This window comes from Mycobacterium colombiense (genome assembly GCF_001665835.1).
In the GTDB taxonomy this organism is placed as follows: Bacteria; Actinomycetota; Actinomycetes; order Mycobacteriales; family Mycobacteriaceae; genus Mycobacterium; species Mycobacterium colombiense_A.
Genome location: NZ_LZSX01000022.1, coordinates 1 through 12876, shown reverse-complemented (window position 1 = coordinate 12876; position 12876 = coordinate 1). Strand labels below are relative to the sequence as shown.

Sequence of the window (12876 nt, the reverse complement as noted above, 5' to 3'; positions counted from 1 at the left end):
ATGACGCACGTCACATCACTCGCGCAGCCCCGCAAGGCGGTCGTGGTCAACGGGCAGGCCAGTTGCGGTCGGGGGGCTCACATCATCAGGAGCGCAAGCCGATGAATCTTGGTGACTTAACGAACTTGGTGGAGAACTCGATCGGGAACCTGGTGGAAAAGCCACTGGCCGCGGTGTCCCACATCGTCAACACCCCGAACTCGGCCGGACGGTACCGGCCGTTCTATCTGAGGAATCTGCTGGACGCCGTGCAGGGCCGCACGCTCGAGGAGGCCGTCGAGGGCAGGACCGCACTGATCACCGGGGGATCCTCGGGTATCGGTGAGGCCGCCGCCAAGAAGATCGCGGAGGCCGGCGGTGCGGTGGCGCTGGTGGCGCGCACCCGGGAGAACCTGGAGAAGGTCGCCTCTGAGATCCGCGCCGACGGCGGGACCGCCCATGTCTACCCGTGCGACCTCACCGACATGGACGCCATCGCCGCGATGGCGGATCGGGTGCTCGACGACCTCGGCGGCGTCGACATCCTGATCAACAATGCGGGGAAGTCGATTAGGCGCTCACTCGAGTTGTCCTACGACCGGATCCACGACTACCAGCGGACGATGCAGCTGAACTATCTCGGCGCGGTCCAGCTGATCCTCAAGTTCATCCCCGGGATGCGCGAGCGGGGATACGGGCACGTGCTCAACGTGTCCTCGGTCGGCGTGCAGACCCGCGCGCCGCGCTTCGGCGCCTACATCGCCAGCAAGGCCGCGCTGGACAGCTTGTGCGACGCGCTGCAGGCCGAGACCGTGAACGACGACGTGCGGTTCACCACCGTGCACATGGCGCTGGTGCGCACGCCGATGATCAGCCCGACCACGCTCTACGACAAGTTCCCGGCGCTGACGCCCGAGCAGGCGGCCGGGGTGATCACCGACGCGATCGTGCACCGGCCGCGGCGGGCCAGCTCGCCGTTCGGGCAGTTCGCGGCGGTCGCCGACGCGGTCAACCCGGCGGTGATGGACCGGGTACGCAACCGGGCGTTCGCCATGTTCAGCGATTCAAATGCCGCGAAGGGTGACGAATCTTCAACCGAGGCAACGACATTCGATAAGCGCAGCGAGAACTTCGTCCGGGCGACCCGAGGGATACATTGGTGACACGATGAGCCTTCCAAAACCTGACATTCAGACCACCGTCGTCATCACCGGCGCCTCGTCCGGCATCGGCGCCGAACTGGCTCGCGGGTTGGCCCGCCGCGGCTTCTCGCTGTTGCTGGTCGCGCGGCGCCGCGAGCGTCTCGACGAGTTGGCCAACGAGGTGGGCCAGGAGTACTCGGTCGCCGTCGAGGTGCTGCCGCTGGATCTCAGCGACGGCAAGTCCCGCGCCAAGCTGGCGAGCCGGCTGCGCAGCGAGCCGATCGCCGGCCTGTGCAACAGCGCCGGTTTCGGCACCAGCGGGGTGTTCCACGAGCTGCCGGTGGAGCGCGAGAGCGAAGAGGTGACCCTCAACGCCCTGGCGTTGATGGAACTCACCCACGCGACGTTGCCCGGCATGGTCGAGCGCGGCGCCGGCGCCGTGATGAACATCGCGTCGATCGCAGGATTCCAGCCCGTCCCCTTCATGGCGGTCTATTCGGCCACCAAGGCCTTCGTGCAGACGTTCTCCGAGGCGGTGCACGAGGAGCTGCACGGCACGGGGGTGTCGGTCACCTGCCTGTGCCCGGGACCGGTGCCGACCGAGTGGGCCGAGATCGCCAACGCCGAGCGGTTCAGCATTCCCATCGCGCAGGTGTCGCCGCGCGACGTGGCCGAGGCGGCCATCGGCGGCATGCTCGCCGGCCGGCGCACGGTGGTGCCCGGCGTGGTGCCCAAGGTGGTCAGCACCGGCGGTCGGTTCGTGCCGCGCAGCCTGCTGTTGCCGGGCATCAGGCTCGGCAATCGATTCCGCGGGGGGCCCAAGAACTGACGGGCCGGCCGTTGGCGGTCGCGGGATCACATTCGTCGCACCCGTCTCTCCGGGGGCAACTAACCACGTGCCTCGGCGATGGGACCGCAGTGGCGGATGTGACGAAGCGCTACGCTCAGCCGGTGGCTGCTGTGGACCTGACCGCCGACGTCCCGATGACCCCGCAGGACATGTGGGACCACGTCTCCGACCTGTCGGACCTGGGCGACTGGCTGATCATGCACGAGGGATGGCGCAGCGACCTGCCCGACGAGATCGCCGAGGGCACCCAGATCATCGGCGTCGCGCGGGCCAAGGGCCTCCGCAACCGGGTGACCTGGACGGTCACCACGTGGGACCCGCCGCACGAGATGGCGATGTCGGGGTCCGGCAAGGGCGGCGCCAAATACGCCGTCACGCTCACCGTGCGGCCCACCGGCGAGGGGTCGACGCTGGGTCTGCGCCTCGAACTGGGCGGACGGGCGCTGTTCGGTCCGGTGGGCTCGGCGGCGGCGCGCGCCGTCAAAGGCGACGTTCAGAAGTCGCTGAAGAACTTCGTCGAGTTGTACGGATAAACCGGTCGAGACACACGACGCGACACGCCGAACTCGTGTCGGTCCGCGGTCATAGACTGGCGTCCCTATGACCGGTTCGTCTGCTCCGAGCGCGAGCGCTCCTCGCGGGTCGTCCTTCGTGCACCTGCATAACCACACCGAGTATTCGATGTTGGACGGTGCCGCGAAGATCGCGCCGATGCTGGCCGAAGTGGACCGGCTGCAAATGCCCGCGGTCGGGATGACCGACCACGGAAACATGTTCGGCGCCAGCGAGTTCTACAACGCGGCGACCAATGCCGGGATCAAGCCGATCATCGGCGTCGAGGCCTACATCGCGCCGGCCTCGCGCTTCGACACCCGGCGGATCCTGTGGGGTGACCCGGGCCAGAAGTCCGACGACGTGTCGGGCAGCGGCTCCTACACGCACATGACGATGGTGGCCGAGAACGCCACCGGCCTGCGCAACCTGTTCAAGCTGTCCTCGCTGGCGTCCTTCGAGGGCCAGCTCGGCAAGTGGTCGCGGATGGACGCCGAGATCATCGCCGAACACGCCGAGGGCATCATCGCCACCACAGGCTGCCCGTCGGGGGAGGTGCAGACCCGGCTGCGGCTGGGGCACGAGCGCGAGGCGCTGGAGTCAGCCGCCAAGTGGCGCGAGATCTTCGGCGCCGACAACTACTTCCTGGAGCTGATGGACCACGGGCTGTCCATCGAGACGCGGGTCCGCGAAGGCCTGCTGGAGATCGGCCGCAAGCTGGGCATCCCGCCGCTGGCCACCAACGACTGCCACTACGTCACCCGCGACGCCGCCCACAACCACGAGGCGCTGCTGTGCGTGCAGACCGGCAAGACCCTCTCGGACCCCAACCGGTTCAAGTTCGACGGCGACGGCTACTACCTGAAGTCGGCCGCCGAGATGCGCCAGATCTGGGACGACGAGGTTCCCGGCGCCTGCGACTCCACCCTGCTGATCGCCGAGCGGGTGCAGTCCTACGACGAGGTGTGGGCGCCGCGCGACCGGATGCCGATCTTCCCGGTGCCCGAGGGGCACGACCAGGCCACCTGGCTGCACCACGAGGTGCTGGCCGGGTTGCAGCGCCGGTTCCCGTCCGGCGTCGGGCGCGACTACATCGACCGGGCCGAGTACGAGATCAAGGTCATCTGCGACAAGGGCTTCCCGTCCTACTTCCTGATCGTCGCCGACCTGATCAACTACGCGCGATCGGTCGATATCCGGGTGGGGCCGGGGCGTGGCTCGGCGGCGGGCTCGCTGGTGGCCTACGCGCTGGGCATCACCAACATCGATCCGATCCCGCACGGCCTGCTGTTCGAGCGCTTCCTCAACCCGGAACGTCCGTCGGCGCCCGACATCGATATCGACTTCGACGACCGTCGTCGTGGCGAGATGGTGCGCTACGCCGCCGAGAAGTGGGGCTCGGACCGCGTCGCCCAGGTCATCACCTTCGGCACCATTAAAACCAAAGCGGCGCTGAAGGATTCGGCGCGCATCCACTACGGCCAGCCCGGGTTCGCGATCGCCGACCGGATCACCAAGGCGCTGCCGCCGCCGATCATGGCCAAAGACATTCCGCTGTCGGGCATCACCGACCCGGGCCATGAGCGGTACAAGGAGGCCACCGAGGTCCGCGGCCTGATCGAAACCGACCCGGACGTGCGCACCATCTACCAGACCGCGCGCGGCCTGGAAGGCCTCATCCGCAACGCCGGCGTGCACGCGTGCGCGGTGATCATGAGCAGCGAGCCGCTGACCGAGGCCATTCCGCTGTGGAAGCGGCCTCAGGACGGCGCCATCATCACCGGCTGGGACTATCCGTCGTGTGAGGCCATCGGCCTGCTGAAGATGGACTTCCTGGGCCTGCGGAACCTGACGATCATCGGCGACGCCCTGGAAAACATCAAGAGCAACAGGGGAATTGACCTCGACCTGGAATCGGTGCCGCTGGACGACAAGCCCACCTACGAGCTGCTCGGCCGCGGCGACACCCTGGGCGTGTTCCAGCTCGACGGCGGCCCGATGCGAGATCTGTTGCGCCGCATGCAGCCCACCGAGTTCAACGACATCGTCGCGGTGCTGGCGCTGTACCGCCCCGGCCCGATGGGCATGAACGCCCACAACGACTACGCCGACCGCAAGAACGGTCGTCAGGCGGTCAAGCCGATCCACCCCGAGCTCGAGGAGCCGCTGCGCGAGATCCTGGCCGAGACGCACGGCCTGATCGTCTACCAAGAGCAGATCATGTTCATCGCCCAGAAGGTCGCCTCCTACACGATGGGCAAAGCCGACGCGCTGCGTAAGGCGATGGGTAAGAAGAAGCTCGAGGTGCTCGAGGCCGAGTACAAGGGCTTCTACGAAGGCATGACCGCCAACGGATTCTCCGAAAAAGCGGTGAAAGCCTTGTGGGACACCATCCTTCCGTTCGCCGGGTATGCGTTCAACAAGTCGCACGCGGCCGGGTACGGATTGGTGTCGTATTGGACCGCCTACCTGAAGGCCAACTATCCGGCCGAGTACATGGCCGGCCTGCTGACCTCGGTCGGCGACGACAAGGACAAGGCCGCGGTCTATCTGGCCGACTGCCGCAAGCTGGGCATCACCGTGCTGCCGCCGGACGTCAACGAGTCCCTGGTGAACTTCGCCTCGGTGGGCCAAGACATCCGGTTCGGCCTGGGCGCGGTGCGCAACGTCGGCGCCAACGTGGTCGGCTCGCTGATCGGCACCCGCAACGGCAAGGGCAAGTTCACCGACTTCTCGGACTATCTCAACAAGATCGACGTCGCGGCCTGCAACAAGAAGGTCACCGAATCGTTGATCAAGGCGGGCGCCTTCGACTCGCTGGGTCACGCCCGCAAGGGCCTGTTCCTGGTGCACACGGACGCGGTCGACTCGGTGCTGGGCACCAAGAAGGCCGAGGCGATGGGGCAGTTCGACCTGTTCGGCGGCGACGACGGGTGCACTGAGTCGGTATTCAACATCAAGGTGCCCGACGACGAGTGGGAGGACAAGCACAAGCTCGCCCTGGAGCGAGAGATGCTCGGCCTGTACGTGTCCGGGCATCCGCTAAACAAGGTGGCGCACCTGCTGACCGCGCAGGTCGACACCCAGATCCCGGCCATCCTCGACGGCGATGTGCCCAACGACACCCAGGTGCGGGTGGGTGGCATCCTCGCCTCGGTCAACCGCCGGGTCAACAAGAACGGAATGCCTTGGGCGTCGGCCCAGTTGGAGGATCTCACCGGTGGCATCGAGGTGATGTTCTTCCCGCAGGCGTACTCCGTGTACGGCGCCGACATCGCCGACGACGTCGTGGTACTGATCAAGGCCAAGGTGTCGCTGCGCGACGACCGGGTCGCGCTGATCGCCAACGAGCTTGTGGTGCCCGACTTCTCCAACGCGCAGCCGAACCGGCCGCTGGCGGTCAGCCTGCCGACGCGGCAGTGCACCATCGACAAGGTCACCGCGCTCAAGCAGGTGCTGGCCCGCCACCCCGGCACGTCGCAGGTGCATCTGCGGCTGATCAGCGGGGACCGGATCACCACGCTGGAACTGGATGCCTCCCTTCGGGTTACGCCGTCGCCGGCGCTGATGGGGGATCTCAAGGCGCTGCTCGGCCCGGGCTGCCTGGGCGGCTAAACGCCACTACGCGCCACGGCGGATCGCCGATCTCCGCGAGCGTGAAGTTAGTTTCACACTCGGCGCTCGAACGTGAAGCTAACTTCACGTTCGAGCGCCGAACGGCTACCCGGCCAATCGCAACGCCGCCTGGTGGTCGTGGGTCGGGATGATCGTGACCGCGTGCCGTGCCAGGTGCAGGCGCTGCAGGGTCCTGAAGGTCTCCTCGCGATCCTCGTCCACCAAATTGCCCGGGAAGCTTGCCTTCTGCCGGACCTTGTCGATTTGCAACTGGTGCCAGGCGGCGTCGCCGGCGATGAGAATCCAGCCCCGCGCGGTGTGCGCGAGCACCCCGACGCTGCCCGGGGTGTGGCCCGCCAGGTCCACCAGGATGACCGAACGGTCGCCGAAGACATCGCGGCTGGCGGTGAAGGTCAGCACCGGCGGCCCGTCCAGGTCGTATTCGTTGACGGGCCGGTCGCGCAGCGAATCGCGCACGCCGCCAACGGGCGCGACCGGACCCGAGCCGACCCAGTCGTGTTCGCGGCGGTGCAGGTGCACGGGCAGATCCGGCAGGTCCAGCAGACCCGACACGTGGTCCCAGTGCGCGTGGGTGGGGAGCGCGAAATCCAGGCGTGCCGCGTCGGGCGACCGGTTCAGTGCGGTGCGGGTGGGGATGGTGCCGGTCGGCGGGCGGACCGCGACCCGCAGCACGGCGGGCAGCTGGGCGATCGCGCGTCGCTCGACGTCGACGCAGACCGCGGGGTCGACGATGAACGTCGCCTCCGGGTGGGTGACGACGAACGAGGTCAGCGAGTTCTCGACGCGCGCCGGGGTGAAGGTGCCCTCGACGATGGCGGCGGTCGGCACCGGGCGTGGCAGTTGGGGCAGCGCGGTCACCGTCACGGTGCGGCCGGGAGTCGGCAGGCCCGCGTCGACGACGCTGCGCAGGAACCGCGCGTCGGGCCGCTTCGGGCGCACCATGCCGAGCGCCAATCCCGCTGCGGCGGCGCAGCATTGGCGGAAGCCGGGGGAGCGGACGGGATCGGACACCGTTGCGCGCGTCATGGCAGGTCCACCCGCACGATGACGCTGTCCGGCCACACCCCGCGGTCGCGGGCGCGCCGCAACTTCTCGCGCGCGCACAGGTCTTGGTGCACGTTGGTCACGCCGGGCACCTTGATCAGCGGGACGATATTCCACTGCCAGCCGTAGCGCCGGTGCAGCACGCGGTTGGCGCGGGCGGCCTCGGCGCCGGACAGCACCGTGGCGCACCCGGCCACCGACGTCGCGCCGGGGCGCGCCCGGCCCCGATGGTCGCAGGCCGCGAGTTCGACGTCACGGCGGGCGGCCAGCCGCCTGGTCTTCGGGCCCACCTTGGTCCGGAACAATAGGCCGGCGTCGTCGAACGCGAACCAGATCGGGGTGTCGACGGGTGTGCCGTCGCGGCGAAACGAACGCAGCAGGGCGTAGCGAGAACGGCCGAGTTCCGCGTGTTGGGGGATGGTCATGACCCCAGTCAAGGACTTAGAGTTGGCTCGAAGTCAAGCATCGAATTCCCGGGAGGCTGCGATGACGCCAAGCCTGACGATCGGGGAGGTGGCGCGCCAGGCCGGGGTGGCCGCGACGGCGTTGCGCTACTACGAGCAGATCGGCCTGGTGCCGCAGCCGGTGCGGCTGGGCGGTCAGCGCCGCTACGACGACTCGATTCTGGCCCGCCTCGAGGTGATCGCGCTGTGCAAGGCCGCCGGGTTCTCGCTGGAAGAGATCCAGCTGCTGTTCGCCGACGACGCCCCCGGGCGGCCGGCCAGCCGCGCGCTGGCCGAGGCCAAACTCGCCGAGATCGACGCCCAAATGGACTCGCTGGCCCGCGCCCGCGCCGTCATCGAGTGGGGGATGCGCTGCACGTGCCCCTCAATTGACGCCTGTACCTGTGGCATTCACCCACCCCACGCCGGCAAGGAGCCCACATGACCCAGCAGCACCCCATCGCCGTGCAGAATTTCTCGCACATCTGCATCGGCGTCTCCGACATCGAGGCGTCGCTGGCCTTCTACACCACGGTGTTGGGCATGGACGTGGTGTTCGACGTCGAACTTGCCGGGGCCGGATTGGATTCGGTCACCGGCGGCGCCGCCCAGCAGGGCCGCATGATCGGCGGGCTGATCGGGGCGGCGATGGTGGAGCTGTTGTCATTGGGCGCGGTGCCCGAGTGCCCGAGCGGCCCGCACCTGGGCTACACGAACATGTCGTTTCGTGTCGATGATCTCGACGCCGCCTACGACACCGTGACGCGCCACCACCCCGGCGTCCGGACCGACCCGCCCGTCGACATCGGGGGCGTGCGGATGTTCTTCATCCACGACCCCGATGGCACGCCGATCGAGCTGGTGGAACTGCCCGGCGGCGCGACGAGCACGGTGCAGCTCTGGCGCCCGGGGGCATGACCGGTGAAGTCACGCGATATGTTCCCTGCCCCTGTGCTCGGACGTAGGCTCACGAGGCAGTACTGATGCGGCGCCGAGGAGGACGGAAATGACGACAGCCCAGGATCCGGCCACCTTGTGCGAGGCGTTTCAGCGCAACGCCGCGGTTGACCCCGACGCCGTCGTGCTGCGCACACCCGGTGCAACCCAGACGATGACGTGGCGCGAGTGCGTCGAACAGGTGCGCAAGGTGGCCGCCGGCCTGGCGGGGTTGGGGATCCGGCGCGGCGACGCCGTGTCGCTGATGATGGCCAACCGGATCGAGTTCTATCCGCTCGAAATCGGTGCGCAACACCTTGGGGCGACGTCGTTTTCGGTGTACAACACGCTGCCCGCCGAGCAGCTGACGTTTCTGTTCGGCAACGCGGGCACCAAGGTCGCGATCTGCGAGGAGCAGTACGTAGACCGCATTCGCGCCAGCGGGGTGCCGATCGAGCACATCGTCTGCATCGACGGCGCACCGCCGGGCACCCTGTCGGTCGAGCAGCTGTACGCGGCGGCCGAAGACGACTTCGACTTCGAATCAACCTGGCGCGCGGTACAACCCGACGACATCGTCACGCTCGTCTACACCTCGGGAACCACCGGAAACCCCAAGGGCGTGGAGATGACCCACGCCAACCTGCTGTTCGAGTCCCAGGCCCTCAACACCGTGCTTCCGTCGAAGTTCGGTGACCGGGTCACCTCCTATCTGCCGACGGCGCACATGGCCGACCGGGTGATGGGGCTCTACGCCCTGGAGGTGTTCGGCGCCCAGGTCACCGTCGTCGACGATCCGCGGGCCATCGCCGCCGCGCTGCCCGACGTGCGGCCCACGGTGTGGGCCGCGGTGCCGCGGGTCTGGGAAAAGCTCAAGGCGGGAATAGAATTCACCGTCGCCAATGAGGCCGACGAGGTCAAGCGCCAGGCGTTGCAGTGGGCGATGGCGGTGGCCGCCAGGCGCGCCGACGCCCTGGTGACCGGTGGCCGGATGCCGGACGAGCTGGCCGCCGAATGGGCCCGGGCCGACGAGCTGGTGTTGTCGAAGCTGCGCGAGCGGCTCGGGTTCGGCGATCTGCGCTGGGCGGTCTCGGGTGCGGCGCCGATCCCCAAGGAAACGCTGGCCTTCTTCGCCGGCATCGGCATTCCGATCGCCGAGGTGTGGGGCATGTCGGAGCTGAGTTGCGTTGCGGCCGTGAGTCACCCGCGCGACGCCCGGCTGGGTTCGGTCGGCAGGCTGCTGCCCGGACTGGAGGGCAGGATCGCCGACGACGGCGAGTACTTGGTGCGGGGTCCGCTGGTGATGAGGGGCTACCGCAGGGAGCCGGCGAAGACCGCCGAGGCGATCGACGCCGAGGGTTGGCTGCACACCGGCGACATCCTGGAGGCGGATGCCGACGGCTACCTGCGCGTGGTGGACCGCAAGAAGGAGCTGATCATCAATGCGGCCGGAAAGAACATGTCCCCGGCCAACATTGAGAACGCCATCCTCGCTGCGTGTCCCATGGTCGGCGTGATGATCACCATCGGCGACGGGCGGCCATACAACACCGCACTGATGGTCTTCGACGCCGACTCGGTCGGCCCGTACGCGGCCCAGCGCGGCCTGCCCGACGCCTCGCCGGCCGCGCTGGCGGCCGACCCGGAGGTCGTCGCGCAGATCGCGGCCGGGGTGGCCGCGGGCAATGACAAGCTCTCCCGGGTGGAACAGATCAAACGGTTCCGTATCCTGCCCACCTTGTGGGAGCCCGGCGGTGACGAGATCACCTTGACGATGAAGCTCAAACGCAAGCCGATCATGGCGAAGTACGCCGACGAGATCGAGCAGCTCTACGCGGATCAACCACATCCTGAGGTGCACGAGCCCTCCCTAGCCGCCGCGGTGCAGCCGGCATGAGCCGGGGCCCGGTGGGGACCGCCCGCGACATCAGCCGGGCCGGCATGCGAAAGCTGTTGCAGCGCAGCGGCATCGTCGAGGAATCAACGTCGCCGCTGTCGACGGACCCGGCCGAGGTCGGCGAATTGCTGCGCGCGCCATGGTATGACGAGCGGCTGAGCCAGCTGGCCGACGAGCTCGGCCGCGAGCTGGGCAGCGTGCGCGCCGAGGCCGCCTGTTACCTGCGCGAGATGGCACCCTCGCTCGACGAGCGGGCGGTAAAAGCCTGGCGCAGCTTCAGTTGCTGGCTGATGCGGGCCTACGACGTGCTGACCGACGAGGATCAGATCGCCCAGCTGCGCAAGCTGGACCGCAAAGTCACGCTGGCGTTTGCCTTTTCGCATCGCTCTTACCTGGACGGGCTGCTGCTACCCGAGGTGATCCAGGCCAATCGGCTCTCGCCCGCGCTCACCTTCGGCGGGGCCAACCTGAACTTCTTCCCGATGGGCGCCTGGGCAAAGCGCACCGGAACCATCTTCATCCGGCGCCAGACGAAAAACATTCCCGTCTACCGCTTCGTGTTGCGCGCGTACGCAGCGCAGCTGGTGCAAAACCACGCCAACCTGGCCTGGTCCATCGAAGGCGGCCGGACCAGGACGGGCAAGCTGCGGCCGCCGGTGTTCGGGATTCTGCGGTACATCAGCGATGCGGTCGACGAAATCGACGGTCCCGAAGTGTATTTGGTGCCGACCTCGATCGTGTACGACCAGCTGCACGAGGTGGAAGCCATGACCACCGAGGCCTACGGTGCGACGAAGAGGCCTGAAGACTTTCGCTTCCTGATCCGGCTGGCGCGACAGCAGGGTGAGCGGCTCGGTCGCGCATACCTCGACTTCGGTGAGCCGTTGCCGCTGCGCAAGCGCCTCGAGGAGTTGCGGTCCGAGGAGTCCGGCACGGGCACCGAGATCGAACGCATCGCGCTGGACGTCGAACACCGGATCAACCGCGCCACGCCCGTCACCCCGACCGCGGTAGTCAGCCTCGCCCTGCTGGGAGCCGACCGCTCGCTGTCCATCAGCGAGGTGCTGGCCACCGTGCGCCCGCTGGCGAGCTACATCGCGGCGCGCAACTGGAAGGTGGCCGGCGCCGCCGACCTGACGAATCGCTCCACCATCCGCTGGACGTTGCACCAGTTGGTCGCCTCGGGCGTCGTCAGCGTGTACGACGCCGGCACCGAACCGGTCTGGGGCCTCGGGGCGGAGCAGCACCTGGTCGCCGCGTTCTACCGCAACGCCGCCATCCACATCGTGGTCGACCGCGCGATCGCGGAGACGGCACTGCTGGCCGCCACCGAGGACGCCGAGGCTTCGGTGGACGGGCTGGTGCAACCGATGGCTGTGCGCGATGAGGCGCTACGTCTGCGCGAGTTGCTGAAATTCGAGTTCCTGTTCTCGGCGCGCGCGCAGTTCGAGAAGGAACTTGCCGACGAGGTGCGCCTGATCGGGCGGGTGGACGACACCAGCAAGGCGGCCAGCGCGGCCGACGTGCGCGGCCTACTGGAAAAGGCCGACGTTCTGCTGGCGCACCTCGTGCTGCGCCCCTTCCTCGACGCTTACCACATCGTCGCCGACCGGCTCGCCGACTACGAGGACGAATCGTTCGACGAGGACGAATTTCTCGCGGAGTGCCTCGAAGTGGGCAAGCAGTGGGAGCTGCAACGCAGGATCGCCAGCGCCGAGTCGAGGTCGATGGAGTTGTTCAAGACCGCGCTGCGGTTGGCGCGCCACCGCGAACTGGTGGACGGCGTGGAGCACCTGGATATCGCCCGGCGACGCCGCGAGTTCGCCGATGAGATCGCGGCGGCTGTCCGGCGGGTCAACACCATTGCGGAGCTGGCCGGGACGCGGTGAGACGCGGTTCGACGACCGCACGGTACAACCCTGTGGCGCAACGTGATCGGATCAGAAGGGTCACTGGTGAATCAACCCCTCACCGATGCGATTCGAAGGGCACCGTCGCGGGAAGTTCGGCTCCTTTCGGTAGGACGAGCCGGCCGTCGGTGTTGTTGTAGCCGGACCGTTTCGTGGGCATCGGCAACACAGGGTTGGGGCAGGGCTGATCGGTGCCGTCACCGCAGATGCCACCGTTGAGGTAGGAACGCTTCTGAACATCTTCTGGCCAGGGGTCGGCATGCATGCCGATCCATTGCGCCGGGAGATTGTAAAAAAAGAAGAAGCAGGCGCTCACCGCGGCGAAGATCGCCAGGAAACGGGTCAATTGAACTTTCGCGAATCCGCCTCGCACATGGTCGAGTCCGCGCTCAGCGACGGTACGGCCACGGTCGTCGGTGAAGAAGCGTAGACAACACAGCGCGGTCAGGACACCGCCCCACATGAGCCCCTGTCTCTTATACACATC

Annotated in this window: 11 protein-coding genes; 8 read left to right on the top strand and 3 right to left on the bottom strand. The window is 67.7% G+C overall.

What is annotated here, in order from left to right:
- The first annotated feature begins 101 nt into the window (after positions 1–101).
- From A5760_RS04310 to dnaE, 4 genes are all read left to right on the top strand, one after another.
- Entirely contained in the window at positions 102–1142 is a 1041-nt protein-coding gene (locus tag A5760_RS04310) for an SDR family NAD(P)-dependent oxidoreductase (RefSeq protein ID WP_064878019.1), read from the top strand.
- Between the two features lie 4 nt (positions 1143–1146).
- The gene (locus tag A5760_RS04305; protein WP_064878017.1) at positions 1147–1950 is read left to right on the top strand and encodes an SDR family NAD(P)-dependent oxidoreductase; all 804 of its coding nucleotides are present in this window, start codon (positions 1147–1149) and stop codon (positions 1948–1950) included.
- A 122-nt stretch (positions 1951–2072) separates the two neighbouring features.
- On the top strand, positions 2073–2504 hold the full coding sequence (locus A5760_RS04300; RefSeq protein WP_064878039.1) for an SRPBCC family protein: 432 nt from the start codon (positions 2073–2075) through the stop codon (positions 2502–2504).
- A 67-nt stretch (positions 2505–2571) separates the two neighbouring features.
- Positions 2572–6138 (top strand): DNA polymerase III subunit alpha, encoded by a 3567-nt coding sequence (gene dnaE, locus A5760_RS04295; protein ID WP_064878015.1) that lies wholly within the window; start codon positions 2572–2574, stop codon positions 6136–6138.
- A gap of 105 nt (positions 6139–6243) precedes the next feature.
- Here the strand turns inward: dnaE and A5760_RS04290 are convergent, their stop codons facing one another.
- Together A5760_RS04290 and A5760_RS04285 are read right to left on the bottom strand one after the other, a co-directional pair.
- On the bottom strand, positions 6244–7185 hold the full coding sequence (locus A5760_RS04290; protein ID WP_064878013.1) for an MBL fold metallo-hydrolase: 942 nt from the start codon (positions 7183–7185) through the stop codon (positions 6244–6246).
- Positions 7182–7628, bottom strand: a complete 447-nt coding sequence (locus A5760_RS04285; protein WP_064878011.1) for a PPOX class F420-dependent oxidoreductase — start codon at positions 7626–7628, stop codon at positions 7182–7184. Before A5760_RS04285 ends, A5760_RS04290 begins: the two co-directional genes overlap by 4 nt.
- Before the next feature lie 61 nt (positions 7629–7689).
- Here A5760_RS04285 and A5760_RS04280 point away from each other — a divergent pair, with 61 nt between their 5' ends.
- The 4 genes from A5760_RS04280 (at position 7690) to A5760_RS04265 (ending at position 12368) form a co-directional block, all read left to right on the top strand.
- Positions 7690–8091: a helix-turn-helix domain-containing protein gene (locus A5760_RS04280; protein WP_064878009.1), complete on the top strand. Its 402-nt coding sequence runs from the start codon at positions 7690–7692 to the stop codon at positions 8089–8091.
- Positions 8088–8564 carry a VOC family protein gene (locus A5760_RS04275; protein WP_064878008.1) on the top strand — a complete coding sequence of 159 codons (477 nt, stop codon included), beginning with the start codon at positions 8088–8090 and terminating at the stop codon, positions 8562–8564. The genes A5760_RS04280 and A5760_RS04275 overlap by 4 nt, the downstream gene beginning before the upstream one ends.
- A gap of 88 nt (positions 8565–8652) precedes the next feature.
- On the top strand, positions 8653–10479 hold the full coding sequence (fadD11, locus tag A5760_RS04270; RefSeq protein ID WP_064878006.1) for a fatty acid--CoA ligase FadD11: 1827 nt from the start codon (positions 8653–8655) through the stop codon (positions 10477–10479).
- A complete protein-coding gene (locus tag A5760_RS04265) occupies positions 10476–12368 on the top strand; it encodes a lysophospholipid acyltransferase (protein ID WP_064878004.1) in 1893 nt (630 codons plus the stop codon). Before fadD11 ends, A5760_RS04265 begins: the two co-directional genes overlap by 4 nt.
- 79 nt (positions 12369–12447) lie before the next feature.
- On the opposite strand, the gene A5760_RS04260 is transcribed toward A5760_RS04265, so the two are convergent.
- The coding region (locus tag A5760_RS04260; RefSeq protein ID WP_155764199.1) for a spirocyclase AveC family protein at positions 12448–12876 on the bottom strand (429 nt) is incomplete at its 5' end.

Bases quoted from the DNA above. Each gene is read 5' to 3' on its own strand.
- A5760_RS04310 (WP_064878019.1), top strand. From the start codon at position 102: ATGAATCTTGGTGACTTAACGAACTTGGTGGAGAACTCGATCGGGAAC.
- A5760_RS04305 (WP_064878017.1), top strand. From the start codon at position 1,147: ATGAGCCTTCCAAAACCTGACATTCAGACCACCGTCGTCATCACCGGC.
- dnaE (WP_064878015.1), top strand. From the start codon at position 2,572: ATGACCGGTTCGTCTGCTCCGAGCGCGAGCGCTCCTCGCGGGTCGTCC.
- A5760_RS04290 (WP_064878013.1), bottom strand. From the start codon at position 7,185: ATGACGCGCGCAACGGTGTCCGATCCCGTCCGCTCCCCCGGCTTCCGC.
- A5760_RS04285 (WP_064878011.1), bottom strand. From the start codon at position 7,628: ATGACCATCCCCCAACACGCGGAACTCGGCCGTTCTCGCTACGCCCTG.
- A5760_RS04280 (WP_064878009.1), top strand. From the start codon at position 7,690: ATGACGCCAAGCCTGACGATCGGGGAGGTGGCGCGCCAGGCCGGGGTG.
- A5760_RS04275 (WP_064878008.1), top strand. From the start codon at position 8,088: ATGACCCAGCAGCACCCCATCGCCGTGCAGAATTTCTCGCACATCTGC.
- fadD11 (WP_064878006.1), top strand. From the start codon at position 8,653: ATGACGACAGCCCAGGATCCGGCCACCTTGTGCGAGGCGTTTCAGCGC.
- A5760_RS04265 (WP_064878004.1), top strand. From the start codon at position 10,476: ATGAGCCGGGGCCCGGTGGGGACCGCCCGCGACATCAGCCGGGCCGGC.